Source organism: Amycolatopsis sp. NPDC003865 (genome assembly GCF_053605345.1).
The window spans coordinates 96,527-112,426 of the sequence record NZ_JBSGJA010000019.1 but is presented as its reverse complement, the minus strand read 5'-3'; the positions used below and the strand labels follow the sequence as shown (position 1 = coordinate 112,426).

Annotated in this window: 17 protein-coding genes; 14 read left to right on the top strand and 3 right to left on the bottom strand. The window is 72.7% G+C overall.

The window, feature by feature from the left end:
- The first annotated feature begins 1 nt into the window (after position 1).
- The 6 genes from ACWEVP_RS36225 to ACWEVP_RS36200 all read left to right on the top strand — a co-directional run bounded on the left by ACWEVP_RS36225 (position 2) and on the right by ACWEVP_RS36200 (position 4,483).
- Positions 2-985 (top strand): helix-turn-helix transcriptional regulator, encoded by a 984-nt coding sequence (locus ACWEVP_RS36225; RefSeq protein ID WP_452067084.1) that lies wholly within the window; start codon positions 2-4, stop codon positions 983-985.
- Positions 982-1,962, top strand: coding sequence for a helix-turn-helix transcriptional regulator (locus tag ACWEVP_RS36220; RefSeq protein WP_452067083.1), 981 nt, complete (start codon positions 982-984; stop codon positions 1,960-1,962). Before ACWEVP_RS36225 ends, ACWEVP_RS36220 begins: the two co-directional genes overlap by 4 nt.
- A 10-nt stretch (positions 1,963-1,972) precedes the next feature.
- On the top strand, positions 1,973-2,185 hold the full coding sequence (locus ACWEVP_RS36215) for a bacteriophage holin (RefSeq protein ID WP_452067082.1): 213 nt from the start codon (positions 1,973-1,975) through the stop codon (positions 2,183-2,185).
- A 31-nt stretch (positions 2,186-2,216) separates the two neighbouring features.
- The gene (tatA, locus tag ACWEVP_RS36210) at positions 2,217-2,543 is read left to right on the top strand and encodes a Sec-independent protein translocase subunit TatA (RefSeq protein ID WP_452067081.1); all 327 of its coding nucleotides are present in this window, start codon (positions 2,217-2,219) and stop codon (positions 2,541-2,543) included.
- 84 nt (positions 2,544-2,627) lie between these two features.
- Entirely contained in the window at positions 2,628-3,602 is a 975-nt protein-coding gene (gene tatC / locus ACWEVP_RS36205) for a twin-arginine translocase subunit TatC (protein WP_452067080.1), read from the top strand.
- Positions 3,602-4,483: a diacylglycerol/lipid kinase family protein gene (locus ACWEVP_RS36200; protein WP_452067079.1), complete on the top strand. Its 882-nt coding sequence runs from the start codon at positions 3,602-3,604 to the stop codon at positions 4,481-4,483. The genes tatC and ACWEVP_RS36200 overlap by 1 nt, the downstream gene beginning before the upstream one ends.
- On the opposite strand, the gene ACWEVP_RS36195 is transcribed toward ACWEVP_RS36200, so the two are convergent.
- Positions 4,480-5,043 carry a hypothetical protein gene (locus tag ACWEVP_RS36195; protein WP_452067078.1) on the bottom strand — a complete coding sequence of 188 codons (564 nt, stop codon included), beginning with the start codon at positions 5,041-5,043 and terminating at the stop codon, positions 4,480-4,482. The two genes, ACWEVP_RS36200 and ACWEVP_RS36195, sit on opposite strands and share 4 nt — an antisense overlap.
- 166 nt (positions 5,044-5,209) lie before the next feature.
- Between ACWEVP_RS36195 and ACWEVP_RS36190 the strand changes: the two genes are divergently transcribed.
- The 4 genes from ACWEVP_RS36190 to ACWEVP_RS36175 all read left to right on the top strand — a co-directional run bounded on the left by ACWEVP_RS36190 (position 5,210) and on the right by ACWEVP_RS36175 (position 11,450).
- A complete protein-coding gene (locus ACWEVP_RS36190) occupies positions 5,210-7,984 on the top strand; it encodes a DEAD/DEAH box helicase (RefSeq protein ID WP_452067077.1) in 2,775 nt (924 codons plus the stop codon).
- 149 nt (positions 7,985-8,133) lie between these two features.
- The gene (locus ACWEVP_RS36185) at positions 8,134-8,901 is read left to right on the top strand and encodes a DUF4333 domain-containing protein (protein WP_452067076.1); all 768 of its coding nucleotides are present in this window, start codon (positions 8,134-8,136) and stop codon (positions 8,899-8,901) included.
- 72 nt (positions 8,902-8,973) lie between these two features.
- Positions 8,974-10,176: a GNAT family N-acetyltransferase gene (locus ACWEVP_RS36180; protein WP_452067075.1), complete on the top strand. Its 1,203-nt coding sequence runs from the start codon at positions 8,974-8,976 to the stop codon at positions 10,174-10,176.
- Positions 10,177-10,232: 56 nt separating this feature from the next.
- The gene (locus tag ACWEVP_RS36175; RefSeq protein WP_452067074.1) at positions 10,233-11,450 is read left to right on the top strand and encodes a GNAT family N-acetyltransferase; all 1,218 of its coding nucleotides are present in this window, start codon (positions 10,233-10,235) and stop codon (positions 11,448-11,450) included.
- Here ACWEVP_RS36175 and ACWEVP_RS36170 read toward each other — a convergent pair.
- Positions 11,447-12,394: a 5'-3' exonuclease gene (locus ACWEVP_RS36170; RefSeq protein ID WP_452067073.1), complete on the bottom strand. Its 948-nt coding sequence runs from the start codon at positions 12,392-12,394 to the stop codon at positions 11,447-11,449. The two genes, ACWEVP_RS36175 and ACWEVP_RS36170, sit on opposite strands and share 4 nt — an antisense overlap.
- A 145-nt stretch (positions 12,395-12,539) precedes the next feature.
- On the opposite strand from ACWEVP_RS36170, the gene ACWEVP_RS36165 reads away from it, so the two are divergent.
- Genes ACWEVP_RS36165 through ACWEVP_RS36150 form a run of 4 tightly spaced genes read left to right on the top strand, consistent with a single transcriptional unit; the run spans position 12,540 to position 14,691 of the window.
- The gene (locus ACWEVP_RS36165; RefSeq protein WP_452067072.1) at positions 12,540-13,682 is read left to right on the top strand and encodes a M24 family metallopeptidase; all 1,143 of its coding nucleotides are present in this window, start codon (positions 12,540-12,542) and stop codon (positions 13,680-13,682) included.
- Positions 13,679-14,134 (top strand): Lrp/AsnC family transcriptional regulator, encoded by a 456-nt coding sequence (locus ACWEVP_RS36160; RefSeq protein WP_361102323.1) that lies wholly within the window; start codon positions 13,679-13,681, stop codon positions 14,132-14,134. Before ACWEVP_RS36165 ends, ACWEVP_RS36160 begins: the two co-directional genes overlap by 4 nt.
- 46 nt (positions 14,135-14,180) lie before the next feature.
- Entirely contained in the window at positions 14,181-14,405 is a 225-nt protein-coding gene (locus ACWEVP_RS36155) for a hypothetical protein (RefSeq protein ID WP_206788328.1), read from the top strand.
- Entirely contained in the window at positions 14,392-14,691 is a 300-nt protein-coding gene (locus ACWEVP_RS36150; RefSeq protein WP_086682453.1) for a hypothetical protein, read from the top strand. Before ACWEVP_RS36155 ends, ACWEVP_RS36150 begins: the two co-directional genes overlap by 14 nt.
- 92 nt (positions 14,692-14,783) lie before the next feature.
- Here ACWEVP_RS36150 and ACWEVP_RS36145 read toward each other — a convergent pair whose 3' ends face one another.
- Positions 14,784-15,863 carry a GDSL-type esterase/lipase family protein gene (locus ACWEVP_RS36145; protein WP_452067071.1) on the bottom strand — a complete coding sequence of 360 codons (1,080 nt, stop codon included), beginning with the start codon at positions 15,861-15,863 and terminating at the stop codon, positions 14,784-14,786.
- Positions 15,864-15,900: the final 37 nt, after the last annotated feature.

Sequence of the window (15,900 nt, the reverse complement as noted above, 5' to 3'; positions counted from 1 at the left end):
GGTGTCCACCGCACGCGCCGAACGGCTGGTCAATCTGGTACTGGCCCTCCTGTCCACCCGGCAGTACCTCACTGCCGAGCGGATCCGCGGCATCGTGCCCGGGTACGGCGACGCGGCCAGCGACGACGCCTTCTTCCGGACGTTCGAACGGGACAAGACCGAGCTGCGCGAGCTCGGCATCCCCCTGGAGACCGGCCGGAACTCCGCCTTCGACGCCATCGAGGGCTACCGCATCGCCCGCCGCGACTACGAACTCGGCGAAATCGACCTCGCGCCCGACGAAGCCGCCGCCGTCGCGCTCGCGTCCCGGCTGTGGGACTCGCCGGAGCTGACCGGGCAGGCCCAGGGCGCCCTCGTGAAGCTGCGCGCCGCCGGCCTGGAGGTCGACGACCAGGCGCCCACCGTCGTCGAGCCGCGGGTGCGCGCCGAACCGGCGTTCGGGCCGCTGCTGGCGGCGGTGCAGAACGGCCAGGCCGTCCGCTTCGAATACCGCCGCAGCGGCTCGCCCGAACGCATCATGCGCACCCTCGAACCCTGGGGCGTGGTGTCGTGGCGGGCCCGCTGGTACGTCGTCGGGCACGACCGCGACCGCGGCGCCACCCGCTGCTTCCGCCTCTCCCGCGTCACCGGCCAGGTCCGCACCGTCGGCAAGCCCGGCGAGGTGCAGCGCCCGGAGGGCGTGAACCTGCTCAAGCTCGTGTCGGTGACGGGGGAGTCCGAACCGGCCCCGGTGACCACCGCGCGGCTGTGGGTCGCCGACGGCCGCGCTGCCGGGGTCCGCCGGCGCGGGACCGTCGTCGGCCGGTCCGTGCTCGACGGCGAGGAGGGCGACCTCGTCGAGATCGGGCTCTACTTCCCCGAGTCGGCGGCCGACTGGATCACCGCGCAGGGCCCGGACGTCGTCGTGCTCGAACCCGACGTGCTGGCCAAGACCGTCCAGGACCGGCTCGAAGCCGTCGTGGCCCGGCAGGGGAGCGGCCGGTGAGCGGGTCCACCGACCGGATGCCGAGGCTGCTCGCGCTGGTGCCCTACCTGCTCGCGCGCCCCGGCGTCCGCGTCGACGACGCGGCGCAGGACTTCGACGTCACGCCCAAGCAGCTGCGCAAGGACCTCGAGCTGCTGTGGATGTGCGGGCTGCCCGGGTACGGGCCCGGCGACCTGATCGACCTGTCCTTCGAGGGCGACACGATCGTCGTCACCCACGACGCCGGGATGAACCGCCCGCTGCGGCTCACCGGCGGAGAGGCGACCGCGCTGCTGGTCGCGTTGCGGGCACTGGCCGAGACGCCGGGGGTGCTCGACGGCGACGCCGTCCGCCGCTCCATCGCCAAGATCGAGGCCGCCGCCGGGCAGGCCCAGCCGGCCGGCGTGGTCGTCGGCGGCGGGGTGCGCGAAGGCAAGAAGACCGCGCGGACCCGCGAGGAGGTCGCCCGGGCCCTGCAGGACGGGCGGGCGCTGCGGATCCGCTACTACACCGCGTCCAAGGACCAGATCACCGAGCGCACGGTCGACCCGATGCGGCTGCTGATCGTCCAGGCGGTCGGCTACCTCGAGGCCTGGTGCCGCCGCGCCGAGGGGGTCCGGCTGTTCCGGCTCGACCGCATCGACGACCTGGCGATCCTCGACGAGCCCTCGCGCCCGCCCGCGCACGCCCACCCCACCGACATCTCCGAAGGTGTCTTCCGCGAGCGTCCCGACCAACGGGAGGCGGTGCTCGTCCTCGACCCGGACGCACGCTGGGTAGCCGAGTACTACCCGTGCGAGGAGCTCGACGAGCTCGACGGCGGCCGGCTGCGGATCCGGATGCGCTACGCCGACCAGTCCTGGATGGTGCGCCTGGTGCTGGGCCTCGGCGGAGAAGCGCTGGTGGAGAGCCCGGCCGACCTCGCTTCGGACGTCGGACGCCGCGCGGCCGACGCCGTGGCCCGAGCCCGTCACCTTCCGTCAACCTGCGACCACTAGGGTGATCGACGTGCCGTACCTGCCCACCGTCGTGCTCACCGCCCTCGGCCTGCTGGTGCTCGTGGTCCTGCTGGTGCGGACCGTCAAGGTCTTGCGTGGTTTCAAGCAGACCGCAAGCATGGTGGCTACGAACACCCAGGACCGGGCCGGATTGCTCCGCGCGCGGTCGGCCGCGCTGTGCGTCGCCTTCGCGGAGCGCCGCCGGAAACCGGAAAACCAGTAACATCCCTACCAGACGCAGATAGGAGGCCATCTTGTTCGCCAACGGATTGCAAGGATGGCATTTGATCATCTTGGTGCTGCTCGTCGTGCTGCTGTTCGGGGCCAAGCGGCTTCCGGATGCGGCTCGGTCGATCGGCAAGTCCATGAAGATCTTCAAGGCCGAGACCAAGGACCTCGCGGGCGACAAGAGCACCTCGCACGAGGACGCCGAGCCGGTCGAGACGAAGCAGATCCCGGCCACGCCCGCTCCCGCGGCCCCCGCCGGCGCGACCGACCAGCAGGTCGCCGACCTGCAGCGGCAGCTCGACGAGCTGAAGAAGCAGCAGGCGGCCGACCAGCCGCAGAAGAACGCCAGCTGACGGCTGGGCCACACCCGGTCCCTGGTCCACGGAGCGCGCCGGTCCGGCGCGCTCCGGCGGACTCCGACGAGAACGGAACACCCCGTGGCGGAACCCGCCTCCGGAAACGGCACCAGCCGCCGGTCGAAGCGGCGCAAGCGCAGCCGTCGCACGAACCCCGACGGCACGATGACGCTCATCGAGCACATCTACGAGTTCCGCCGCCGGCTCGGCTTCGCGATGCTCGCCGTGGTCGTCGGCGGCATCGTCGGGTTCTTCTGGTTCAGCACCAAGGTGGGCGTGATCCCGTCGCTGGGCGAGATCATCAAGGACCCCTACTGCGCCATCCCGCCGGACCGCCGGCTCAACGGCGCCCAGGGCTGCCAGCTGCTGCAGACCGTGCCGTTCGAAGCCTTCATGATCCAGCTCAAGGTCGGCCTCGCCGCCGGTGCGGTGCTGTTCTCGCCGGTGTGGCTGTACCAGATCTGGGCCTTCATCGCTCCGGGTCTGTACTCGAAGGAACGCAAGTACGCGCTGACGTTCGTCGGCTTCGCGTCGGTGCTGTTCGCCGCGGGCGCGGTGCTCGCCTACATCCTGTTCCCGCACGCGCTGCAGCTGCTCATGGGTTTCGGCCAGGGCGAGTTCATCACCGCCCTGACCGCGGACAAGTACATCTCGTTCATGCTGTCGCTGCTGATCATCTTCGGGATCAGCTTCGAGCTCCCGCTGCTGGTGGTGATGCTCAACCGCGTCGGCGTGGTCAAGTACCGGCAGCTGAAGAAGTGGCGCCGCGGCATCGTGTTCGCGCTGTTCGTCTTCGCCGCCTTCGTCACCCCCGGTTCGGACCCGTTCTCGATGCTCGGCCTGGCCGGCGCGCTGACGGTGCTGTTCGAGCTGTCCATCCAGCTCGCGCGCATCCACGACCGCAAGAAGGACCGGGAACGCGCCGACGAAGGCTGGGACCAGCTCGACGACGACGAAGCGGCGCCGTTCCACTACACGCCGAGCACGATCGACGACGAACCGTCCACGCCGACCGCGTCCGGCGGTCGCGCGTCCGGCACCGACGACATCACGTAGTGGGGCTCCACGCCGCGCTCGCCGTGCACCCGGCCTCGGGGCACGGCGCGGCCGCCCGGATCGCCGACACCGTCGCCGACCGGCTGCGCACCGCCGTCGACCGCCTCGACGTGCTGGTCGCCAATACGGTCGAGGAGTCCCGCGCGCTGATGCGGACCTCCCACGACGCCGGCCTCGACGTCCTGGTCGTCCTGGGCGGGGACGGCGCCGCCCACCAGGGCGTCCAGTTCTGCGCGAACCACGACGTCGCGCTCGGCCTGGTCCCGGCCGGCACCGGCAACGACTTCGCCCGCGCCCTCGGCGTCCCCGGCGAGCCCCTGCCCGCGGTCGACGCGCTGGTGGCGGCCTTGAAGTCGGGTGCTCGGCGGCGGATCGACCTCGGTCGCGTCGGCGACACCTGGTTCGCGACGGTCCTGTGCGCGGGCTTCGACGCGAGTGTCAACGAACGCGCCAACCGGATGCGCTGGCCGTCCGGTCCCCGCCGCTACGACGTCGCGATCCTCGCCGAGCTGGCCGCGTTCCGCTCCCGCCCGGTCGTGGTCGACACCGGCACCGAACGCCTGGAGCTCGACGCGACGCTGGTGGCGGTCGGCAACACCCGCTTCTACGGCGGCGGCGTCCCGGTCTGCCCGACCGCCGATCCCGAGGACGGCGTCTTCGATGTGACGGTCGTCGGAGCGATGACCCGCCGCGGCCTCGTCCGCATGCTCCCGGGCCTGCGCACCGGCAAGCACCTCACGCACCCGGCGGTCCGGACGCTGCGCGCCCGGTCGGTCTCGCTGACCGGCAACAGCTGGCCGGCCTACGCCGACGGCGAGCCGCAGGGGGCCGTGCCGGTGACGGTCAGCTGCGTCCCGGGCGCGCTGACCGTGCTGGCCTAACGGTCGTAGCCGCCGGCGCGCGCCACCAGCTGCCGGAAGTGCGCCGGCGTCAGCAGCCGTCCGGCGTCCGCGAAGTACACCCCGCCGCAGCGGTGGCAGAACCAGCCCTGCTCCCACACCTGCTGCGCCGCCGGTACTCCGCGCCGCTGACGCCGGTGGGCCCGCACCCGCCGGACGTACAGCCAGACCATCACACCCGCGGCGGCGTACACGCACAACGCCGGCAACGAGATCATCGCGATCCCCAGCGCCCCGCCCGGCGGCGGATCGTCCAGCGACGAGAGCGGCAACGCGAGGAAGCAGCTCCCGACCAGCGCCAGCGCGATCACCGCCGCCACTAGGCCGCCACCTCGGCGCGGGGGAGGGAAGGGGTCCAGCGACCGGGCCACCGCCGACACCGAAACCCCGCTGACCTGGCTGCTCGTGTAAACGAGCCCGTCCCCGGTGGGCACCGCCACCGTCGGCCCCTGCCCGCGGAAGAACGAGTGCCCGCCCTGGTAGACGGCGGGCACGTGCTGCACCTGGTCCAGCTGCCGGCAGCTCGGACACGGTTCGGTCATGCAGCCTCCGACGCCGACGCACCCACCCCGGTTCCCTGTGTATAACGACCTATACGGCGGCCGGCTGGTGTGACCACCGCGCCTCAGTGGTCACACCAAAACAAGCAAGGAGCGGGGACGGTCACGCGGCGTGCGAACTGTCGGGGGCATGTGGAACCCTGACGAGGTGGCCAGTAGCTCTCCGTCCCCGGCCGAGGCCTACGCGGCCTCCTCGCGCCGGGGAAAGAACCCCCAGCTGACCCGCTTCGCCGCGGAAGCGTCCTTCGAGTTCGACGAGTTCCAGATCCGCGGGTGCGAGGCCCTCGAGGGCGGTCACGGCGTGCTCGTCTGCGCGCCGACCGGGGCGGGGAAGACCGTCGTCGGGGAGTTCGCCGTGCACCTGGCGCTCGCCGAGGGGCGCAAGTGCTTCTACACCACGCCCATCAAGGCGCTGTCGAACCAGAAGTACGCCGACCTCGTCGCCCGCTACGGCACCGACGCGGTGGGCCTGCTCACCGGTGACACCTCGATCAACGGCGGCGCCCAGGTGGTCGTGATGACCACCGAGGTGCTGCGCAACATGCTCTACGCGGGCTCCTCGACCATCACCGACCTCGGCTACGTCGTCATGGACGAGGTGCACTACCTCGCCGACCGGTTCCGCGGCGCGGTCTGGGAAGAGGTGATCCTGCACCTGCCCGAGCACGTCCGCGTCGTCGGGCTGTCGGCCACGGTGAGCAACGCCGAGGAGTTCGGCGAGTGGCTGGTCGAGGTCCGCGGCGACACGACCGTCGTGGTCGACGAGCACCGGCCGGTGCCGCTGTGGCAGCACATGCTGGTCGGGAACCGGCTGCTCGACCTGTTCGCCGGGGAGGACACCCACCTGCCCGGTGCCGAGCTGCGGATCAACCCGACCCTGCTGCGCCGTACCGAGGAGATCGGCCGCCAGTACGCGCCGGCCGGGTTCCGCGGCCCGCGCGGCCGCCGGGGCGCGCCGCCGCGGATGCCGCGGTTCCGGCCGCCGTCGCGCGTCGACGTCGTCGAGCAGCTGGACCGGGCCGGGTTGCTGCCGGCGATCGTGTTCATCTTCTCCCGGGCCGGCTGCGACGCCGCGGTGGGCCAGTGCGTGCGCTCGGGGCTGCGGCTCAACGGGCCGGGCGAGGTCGAGGAGATCCGCCGGGTGATCGACGAGCGCACGGCGGACCTGCCGGAGGGCGATCTCGGCGTGCTCGGCTACTGGGAGTGGCGAGAGGCGCTGGAGCGCGGGATCGCCGGGCACCACGCGGGGTTGCTGCCGGCGTTCAAGGAGACCGTGGAGGAGCTGTTCGTCCGCGGCCTGGTGAAGGTCGTGTTCGCGACCGAGACCCTCGCGCTCGGGATCAACATGCCGGCCCGCACGGTCGTGCTGGAGCGGCTGGTCAAGTACAACGGCGAAGCGCACGTGGACCTGACGCCGGGGGAGTACACCCAGCTGACCGGCCGGGCCGGGCGGCGGGGGATCGACGTCGAGGGGCACGCCGTCGTGGCGTGGCAGCCGGGCGTCGACCCGAAGCAGGTCGCCGGGCTGGCCTCGACGCGGACCTACCCGCTGCGGTCGTCGTTCCGGCCCGGCTACAACATGGCGGTCAACCTGGTTGCCCAGGTCGGCGCGGCGGAGGCCCGCGAGCTGCTGGAACAGTCGTTCGCGCAGTTCCAGGCCGACCGGTCGGTGGTGGGCACGGCGCGGCGGATCGAGCGGAACAAGGAGGCCCTGAAGGGGTACTCGGCCGCGATCACCGGCGACTTCGACGAGATGCTCGAGTACGTGGAGCTGCGGGCGAAGATCTCGACGCGGGAGAAGGCGTTGTCGCGGCAGAACACCGCGACCCGGCGGGCCGGGACCGCCGAATCGCTGGAGAAGCTGCGCAAGGGTGACGTCATCGCCGTGCCCGCGGGGCGGCGGGCGGGGCTGGCCGTGGTCGTCGACCCGGGGCTCGACCCGATCCGCGAGCCGCGGCCGGTGGTGGTGACCGAGGACCGGTGGTCGGGGCCGTTGTCGGTGGCCGACTTCCCGGCGCCGGTGGAGGCGCTGGGGCGGATCAAGCTGCCCAAGCACATCGAGCTGCGGTCGCCGAAGACGCGCCGGGACATCGCCTCGACGCTGCGGAACGCCGGGATCTCGTTGCCCGGCAGGCAGAAGCGGCGGTCCGGGGCGAACGAGGACGGCGAGCTGGCGGCGTTGCGCCGGGCGTTGCGGGCGCACCCGTGCCACGGGCTGGCCGAGCGCGAGGCGAACCTCCGCTGGGTCGAGCGGTACCAGCGGCTCGCGGCGGAAACCCAGCAGCTGGAACGGAAGGTCGCCGCGACGACGCACTCGCTGGCGCGCGCGTTCGACCGGATCCTGGCTTTGCTGGGGGAACGCGGGTACTTGGGGCCGGAGTCGGCGGGGGACGGCGAGGACCGTGTCACCGAGCATGGCCGGCGGCTGACCCGGCTCTACAGCGAGTCCGACCTGCTGGCCGCGGAGTGCATCCGGCACGGGGTGTGGCGCAAGCTCGGGCCGGCCGAGCTGGCCGCGGTCGTCTCGACGCTGGTCTTCGAAGCGCGGCGGGACACCGCCGGTGAGGCGCGGCTGCCGGGTGGTGCGGTGCCGGAGGCGTGGCAGGAGACGGTGAAGCTGTGGGTGGACCTCACCGAGGACGAGCGGCGGCACCGGCTCGACCGCACCCGGGAGCCGGACGCGGGGTTCGCGTGGCCGGTTTACCGCTGGGCGCGCGGGGAGTCGCTGGAGAAGGTGCTCACCGCGGCGGAGGCCAACGGGCAGGAGCTGTCGGCGGGGGACTTCGTGCGCTGGTCGCGTCAGGTGATCGACCTGCTCGACCAGATCCGGGACGTGCTCGGCAAGGGCGACCCGGTGGGCGCGGCGGCCGCCGACGCGGTGAAGGCACTGCGGCGGGGTGTCGTGGCCGCGGGCGCTGCGTGAACTCCGTGTTAGGCGTGCTCCGGCCTGGAGCGTGGACACGTGTGCTCGGCTCCGACCTGTGGTTGGATCGCCAGCAACACCGTGCGTACGCGGCTTTACGGCGGTTTCGGGGTGGACAGCGAGATGAGCGAAGCAGGCGGAGGCAGACGATGAGCACGCCGTATGGCGGCAACGACCCACAGCAGCCCCAGTACGGGCAGCAGCCGGGCGGCGCGTACCCGCCGAGCGGCCCGCAGGAGCAGCCGCAGTGGGGGCAGCAGCAGCCGCCTTCGTACGACCCGAACCAGCAGCAGTGGGGCCAGCCGCAGCAGCCCCAGCAACCGCAGCAGTGGGGCCAGCAGCCCGGGGGGTACACGCCGCCGCAGCAGCCGCAGTGGGGTCAGCAGCCGCCGCCCTACGGCCAGCAGCCCGGCGGTAGTTACCCGCAGAGCGGCCCGCAGGCTCAGCCGCAGTACGGGCAGCAGCCGGGTGGGGCGTACCCGCAGAGCGGTCCTCAGCAGCAGCCGCAGTACGGCCAGCAGCAGCCCGGTCAGTACGACTACGGCCAGCAGCAGTTCCCCGGCCAGGGCGCGCCCGAGGGCGAGCAGCCGGCGAAGTCGAAGAAGGGCCTGCTGATCGGCGTCATCGTGCTGGTCGTGGTCGTCGCGGTGGTCGGCATCCTCGGCTTCGTGGCGCCCGGGTTCTTCAAGACGCAGGTCTTCAACAACACGCAGATGCAGACCGACGTGCAGAAGCTGTTGACCGAGACGTACAAGATCGAGGGCGTCACCGGGGTGACCTGCCCGGCCGAGCAGAAGGTCGAGGACGGCGCGAAGTTCGAGTGCACCGCGACCATCGCGGGCAAGCCGACGCAGATCCCGATCACGGTCAAGGGCGACGGCGGCAACTACGAGGTTTCCCCGCCCGCCACGAAGTAGCTTCGCCACGCCGATCCGGTCGCCGCGGAATTGCGGTGGCCGGATCGCGTCGTTTCCGGAGATGATCCGGGGATGAGCGACTTCGAGATCCGGACGCTGGACCCCGGCGAGCACCGCGCGGCGAGCAACCTCTTCCGCGCGAGCCTGCACGTTCCGCCGAGCGACGACCCGGACTGGGAGCGCGCGTCCCGCGCGTTCCAGCCGGGCGGGACGATCGGTGCGTTCGACCCGGACCTGATCGGCACGGCCCGTTCGTTCGACGCCGAGCTGACGGTCCCCGGCGGCGCGCGACGGCCGATGGCGGGGGTCACCGGGGTCGCGGTCCGGGCCGACCGGACCCGCCGCGGGGTGCTGCGGGCGATGATGGCCGCGCAGCTGGAGGACTTCGCCGGGCGTGGGGTCGTGTTCGCGAGCCTGCTGGCGTCCGAGGCGCCGATCTACGGCCGGTTCGGCTACGGCCTGGCCACCCGGTACCGCACCTACACCGTCGACCGGCACCGGGCGCGGTTGCACGCCGGCGCGCCGGCGACCGGCGAGGTCCAGCTGCTGGAGCTGGACGAGGCGCTGGAGGTCCTTCCGGGCGTGTACGAGGGCCTGGTGCGGCGGCCGGGGGCGATGTCCCGGCCGGAGGTGCTGTGGCGGCTGTACGAGGGCCAGGCCCGCCGCAACCCCCAGCCGATCAAGGCGATCGTGCACCACGGGCCGGACGGGCCCGACGGCTTCGCCACCTACTACGTCGACGGCCTGCAGGTGCACCCGTGGACGAAGAGCCTGCGCCTGGTGGACCTGTTCCCGGGCACGCCGGCCGCGTTCGGCGGGCTGTGGCGGTTCCTGCTGGGGGTCGACCTCGTCGACACGATCGTCGCCGAGGCCCGGCCGCTCGACGAGCCGGTCGAGCTGATCCTCGCCGACCACCGCCGGAGCACGGTCGACCGGATCGGGGACGAGCACTGGGTCCGCCTGGTCGACGTCCCGGAGGCCCTGTCGGCGCGGACGTACGGGCACGCCGAGCCGGTCGTGGTCGAGGTGACCGATCCGGTGCTGCCCGCCAACTCCGGGACCTACCGGATCGGCCCGGACGGCGCCGGGCGCACCGACGAGCCCGCGGCGCTGCGCCTCGACGTCACGACCCTCGCGATGGTGTACCTCGGGACGTGGCGGGCGTCGGCGCTGGCGGAGGCGGGCCGGATCGAGGTGCGGGACGCGGCGGCCCCGGCGGCCGCGGACGTGCTGTTCGGGACGCGGGTGGCGGCCTGGAGCGGCACGCACTTCTGACGCCGCCGCCGGAAATGGAGATGCCGCGGCCGGTGGCGGGCGGCAGGATCGGCGGCATGACCGACTTCGACGTCCGCCCCGTGGCCGAGGACGAGCGCCGCGCCACGTTCGACCTGCTGGGCCGCTCGCTGCACACCAACCGCGTCAGCGACGAGTCCTGGGCGCGGTACGGGCGATCCTGGCCCGCGGCGCACAAGTTCGGCGCGTTCGACGGGGCGGCGCCGATCGGGATCGCCAGTTCCTACGACACGGAGATCGCGGTGCCCGGCGGCGGCGTGCTGGCCCTGGGTGCGGTCGACGGCGTCGGCGTCCGCGCCGACCGCACCCGGCGCGGGGTGCTCACCGCGATGATGGCCGCGCAGCTGGAGGACTTCGCCGCGCGCGGGATTCCCCTGGCCGCCCTGCACGCGAGCGAGCCGACCATCTACGGCCGGTTCGGCTACGGGTCGGCCACGCTCGGCAAGACCCTGCGGGTGCCGCGGCCGGCGGCCCGGCTGCACGAGCGGGTGAAGGTGAGCGGGGACGTCCGGATCCTGACGCCCGACGAGGCCGTGCGGGAGATTCCCGCGCTGTACCGGCGGATCGGGTTGCACCGGGCGGGGATGATCGGCAGGCCGGCGCTGTGGTGGCCGATCGCGCACGACCGGCTCGCGGGCCCGAACGGCAACCACGTTGTCGCCGTCCACAGTGGACCGGACGGCGACGACGGGTACGTCGTGTACGACACCGTGGACCGCGGCACGCTGGATTCGCCGGACGAGGGGGCGGTGCTGAAGGTCCGCGAGCTCAACGCGGCGGACCCGGCCGCGCACGCGGCGCTCTGGCGGTTCCTGCTGTCGGTGGACCTCGTCTCCGGGATCAGCGCCCGCTTCCGCCCGGTCGACGAGCCGCTGGCCCCGATGCTGGCCGACCACCGCCACGCGCGGACCCGCGACGTCGAGGACGACCTGTGGCTGCGGCCGGTCGACGTCGCCGCCGCGCTGGCCGCCCGCACGTACCGGGCGGCGGATCCGGTGGTGCTCGCGGTGCGCGACCGGATGCTGCCGGCCAACACCGGCCACTACGAAGTCGGCCCGGACGGGGCCCACCGCACGGACGCGGCCGCGGACCTGGTCCTCGACGTCGACACGCTGGGCATGCTCTACCTCGGTCAGTGGACGGCGACCGCGCTGGCGCACGCGGGCTGCGTCGAGGTCGTGAACGCGGGTGCGGCCGCGCGCGCCGACGTGCTGTTCACCACGATCGCCGCGCCGTGGTGCGGCACGTACTTCTAGGCGCCCGGCAGGGCCTTGAGGAGGCGGTCGACCGAGTTGCCGAGGTTCCACCGCTCGGCCAGCTCGGCGACCCGGTCCGGATCGGCGGGGGTGGCGGGCACGGTGTCGGGGCGGGACTGCTCCACCGGCGCGTCGACGGCGACCCGGACCACGGTCGGGGCGACCGCGAGGTAGTCGGCGGCGTCGGAGAGCCGCAGGCGGGTCTTGAGGGGGACGCGGTTGTCGCCGGCGGACGAGGCCTTCAGGAGCTCGTCGAGGGACCCGAACTGCGTGATGAGCTTCGCCGCGGTCTTCTCGCCGATCCCGGCGACGCCGGGCAGCCCGTCGGAGGGGTCGCCGCGCATCACCGACATGTCCGCGTAGGCGGGGCCGGCGGTCTCGCGGGGGAGTGCGTAGCGCTCGGCGATCTCGGCCGGCCCGAGCACCTCGGCCTTCGCCCAGCCCTTGCCGACGTAGATGACCGACGTCGGCGTCGGCTCGGTGCGGACCAGCTGGAAGAGGTCGCGGTCGCCGGTGATCACCTCGACGGCGTCCTGCTTCTCCTTGGTGGCCAGCGCGCCGATGACGTCGTCGGCTTCGTAGCCGGCGGCTTCGGCGGTCGCGAACCCGAAGGCCTCGAGGAGGTCGAGGATGATCGGGACCTGCGGGGTGAGCGTGTCGGGGACCTCTTCGACGTCGGGGCTGCCGCCGCCGGTCTCCTCGGCCACCCGGTGCGCTTTGTAGCTGGGCAGCAGGTCGGTGCGGAACTTGGGCCGCCAGTCGGCGTCGAGGCAGCACACGAGCCGGGCGGGGTGCCGGTCGGTGAGGATCCGCGCGATGGTGTCGGCGAACCCGCGCACGGCGTTGACCTGCGTCCCGTCGGCGGCGCGCATCGAGTCGGGCAGGGCGAAGAACGAGCGGAAGTACAGGCTCGCGGAGTCGAGCAGGGCAAGTGGTCCGGTCACCCGCACAGCCTGCCACGCCCGGCGGGCGCGCAGGGGCAGGCCACGCGCACGTGAGCACCGGGGGAGATGCGCGGAGTCACCCGGCCCGGCATGTCGCGGGCCCACGCCGACCGGGCACCCCGGTGGCCCCACTAGGCTCGCCCTCATGTCGCGCCGTTCCCTCCACACGCCCGCCCCCGACGCCGCCGCCCTCCGGGCCCGTCTGGACCGCGCCCGCTCGGCCGCGGCCGCCGCGGACACCGACGCCCTGCTGATCGCGCCCGGGTCCGACCTGCGGTACCTCATCGGCCAGGCGGGCGGTTCGTTCGAGCGGCTCACCACCCTCGTCGTGCCGGCGGACGGCACGCCCGCGCTCGTGGTGCCGAAGCTGGAAGCGCCCGGCTACGCCGACGTCCCGACCGACGAGCTCGGCGTCGAGCTGCTCACCTGGGTGGACGGCGACGACCCCTACAAGCTCGTCGCGGACCGGCTCGGCAAGCCCGGGCGGGTCGCGGTCAGCGACTTCACCCCGGCCCTGCACGTCCTCGCCCTGCGCTCGGCGCTCGGGACCGCCGAGCAGACCCTGGCCGGCCCGGTCGTGCGCGAGCTGCGCATGCGCAAGGACGCCGCCGAGATCGCGTCGCTGCGCGACGCCGGCGCCGCCATCGACCGGGTGCACGCCCGCGTCCACGAATGGCTGCGGCCCGGCCGCACCGAGGCGGAGGTCGGCGCCGACATCGCCGCGGCCATCGTCGAGGAGGGCCACACCCAGGCCGACTTCGTGATCGTCGGGTCCGGCCCGAACGGCGCCAGCCCGCACCACGACGTCTCCGACCGCGTCATCGAGAAGGGTGACGTCGTGGTCGTCGACATCGGCGGCCCGCTGCCGGCCGGCTACAACTCCGATTCCACCCGGACCTACGCGGTCGGGACGCCCCGCGACGCCGACGTGGCCGAGACCTACGCGGTGCTGCAGCGCGCCCAGGCCGCCGCGGTGGCCGCGGTGAGGCCGGGCGTCACGGCCGAGGCCGTCGACGCGGCCGCGCGCGACGTCATCGCCGAGGCGGGTTTCGGCGAGTACTTCATCCACCGCACCGGCCACGGCATCGGCCTGGACGTGCACGAGGAGCCGTACATCATCGCCGGCAACGCGCTGCCGCTGGAGCCGGGCATGGCCTTCAGCGTCGAGCCGGGCATCTACCAGCCGGGCCGGTGGGGCGCCCGGATCGAGGACATCGTGATCGTCACCGCCGACGGCGTCGAGTCCGTCAACAACCAGCCGCACGAGCTCGTCGTGCTGGACGCATGACGCCCGGCGGCCTGGAGCCGCTGGACCAGGCGATCGTCCAGGAGCTCGCGGCCGACGGACGGCGCAGCTTCACCGACCTCGCCGAGCGGGTCGGGCTGTCGGTGTCGGCGGTGCACCAGCGGGTGCGCCGCCTCGAGCAGCGCGGGGTCATCCTGGGCTACACCGCGCGGCTCGACGGCGAGCAGATCGGCCTGCCGCTGACGGCGCTGATCTCGCTGACGCCGAACGATCCGGCCGCCCCGGACGACTACCCGCAGCGGATCCAGCACATCAAGGAGATCGAGTCCTGCTACTCGGTGGCCGGCGACGAGTCCTACATCCTGCTGGTGCGCGTCCAGTCGCCACTGGCGCTGGAGGACCTGCTGCGGCGGATCCGCGAGGCCGCGAAGGTGTCGACCCGCACGACGGTGGTGCTCTCTACGCCGTTCGAGGGACGTTCGCCGACGTTCTGACACCAGCGCCCCGTCCGGCGGCCGGGGCGCTGGTACGGTAAAAGGTATGGCAACACGTAAGGTCACTCTTTCGCTGGACAGCGGCGCGCTGGAATTCGCCGAACGAGCCGCGAAAGCCCACGGAATCTCGGTCTCGTCCTGGCTCTCGAAGGCGGCCAGGCGCGAGGCGGTACGCACGGGTTACACCCCGCAGAAGCCGGAACCGGCCGTCGCGGAATCGGACGAGGCCGAGCGCAGCGCGGCGGAAAAGGATCTGCGTGCGCAGGGGTGAAGTCTGGACGTACCACCCCCCGACCGAACCGGCCCGGCAGCGCACCGTCGTGCTGCTGTCCTCGGACGGGGTGAACGAGTCCGAGCGCCCCTGGCTGCTCGGCACGGAACTCCTCGAGCGCGACCCGATGGACATCCTCGGCGTGGCGATCGACGCCCGCTACTGGGTGTCGACGCTCAACCTCACCCGGCTCTACCGGCCGTGGTTCGACGAGCGGCTGGCCGAGATCGACCAGGACGTCCAGGAGCGCATCGACATCGCCCTGCGAGCCGCCCTCGATCTCTAGGTGTATAACGCCCTATACCGCCTGGCAGGGTTTAAAAACCCATCCCGGCTACGCGCGCGACACCCAATACAGGCAAAGAAGGGCCGGGGCCCTCAGCGGGCCACGACCTCCGGGGCCGGGTGGAGCTTGCCGTCGGCGCCCGCCAGGCAGGAGGCGTTGCCTTCGCGGGCGGCGATGAACTCCGTGACGCAGTTCGCGATCGCCGTGTGGCCGGCCGCGTTGGGGTGGAACGACTCCTGCAGCGCGTGTCCCGCCCGGTCCGCCTGGCCGAGGTCGGCCAGCTGGAGTGTCAGGCGGGTGAACCACTCCGTCGCCGGATTCGCGCCGCCGCTGCACGCCTCGTGCTTGACGCCGGCCTTCGCGAGGTCGAGGAACCGGGCGCCGGTCTGCCGGGCGGCCGCCTTGAGTCCGGTCGAGAGGATGCCGATGCCGGTCTGGGAGATCCAGCGCAGGTCCTCGACCCGGAACGGGCAGCCGTTGAGGCTGCGGAGGTCCTCCGGCAGGTCCGGGCCGATCGGTGCCGCGTAGGACTGCAGGATCAGCTGGTAGTCCGCGGGCACGTAGCCGGCGGCGGCGAGCACCTTCTTGACGTCGGAGACGGCGGTGGCGACCTTCGGCACCATCGCGTCCACTTTGGACTGCCAGGTTTGCTTGAGCGCTTCGCTGCAGGCCGGGCCGCCCGGGTTGAACCACGCCTTGAAGCACTCGGTGACCTGGTTGGAGAACTTGGGTTCGTCGTTGGCGCCGACCGCGATCACGACCGCGGCGACGCGGTGGTCCTTGACCAGTGCGGCCAGCTGCTGGGCCTGGGAGGGTTCGGTCCACTGCTTGACGTCGCCGAGCGCGACCTGTTCGGCGGGTGCGCCGGAGCAGCCGAGGTTGACGTGGGCGGTGATGCCGGGGACGGCGATCTTGTCGACGAAGGCGTTGGGGGAGCGGTGGCACCAGTTGCCGCCTTGGCCGTTGGTGGCGGGGGTGTACTGGCCGGCGCCTTCGCCGGAGACGGTGCTGTCGCCCATCGCGACGACGGTGAGGGGGCCGGTGCCGGGTGGGCCCTGGCGGGGCTGGGGGCGGCCGGGTTGGCTTTCGGAGCCGAAGAAGACGAAGAATCCGGCCAGCAGGGCCACGCACACGAGGACCAGGGCCCCCCAGTACCACTTGAGTCGTCGCATCGTCGTCGATTCTACGGATGGGGTGCCCTGGCGGGTG

What these genes read in the sequence shown, in the direction of transcription:
- ACWEVP_RS36155 (WP_206788328.1), top strand. Translation starts at nt 14,181, where the DNA reads ATGGCAACACGTAAGGTCACTCTTTCGCTGGACAGCGGCGCGCTGGAA.
- ACWEVP_RS36160 (WP_361102323.1), top strand. Translation starts at nt 13,679, where the DNA reads ATGACGCCCGGCGGCCTGGAGCCGCTGGACCAGGCGATCGTCCAGGAG.
- ACWEVP_RS36185 (WP_452067076.1), top strand. Translation starts at nt 8,134, where the DNA reads ATGAGCACGCCGTATGGCGGCAACGACCCACAGCAGCCCCAGTACGGG.
- ACWEVP_RS36165 (WP_452067072.1), top strand. Translation starts at nt 12,540, where the DNA reads ATGTCGCGCCGTTCCCTCCACACGCCCGCCCCCGACGCCGCCGCCCTC.
- ACWEVP_RS36145 (WP_452067071.1), bottom strand. Translation starts at nt 15,863, where the DNA reads ATGCGACGACTCAAGTGGTACTGGGGGGCCCTGGTCCTCGTGTGCGTG.
- ACWEVP_RS36180 (WP_452067075.1), top strand. Translation starts at nt 8,974, where the DNA reads ATGAGCGACTTCGAGATCCGGACGCTGGACCCCGGCGAGCACCGCGCG.
- ACWEVP_RS36175 (WP_452067074.1), top strand. Translation starts at nt 10,233, where the DNA reads ATGACCGACTTCGACGTCCGCCCCGTGGCCGAGGACGAGCGCCGCGCC.
- ACWEVP_RS36195 (WP_452067078.1), bottom strand. Translation starts at nt 5,043, where the DNA reads ATGACCGAACCGTGTCCGAGCTGCCGGCAGCTGGACCAGGTGCAGCAC.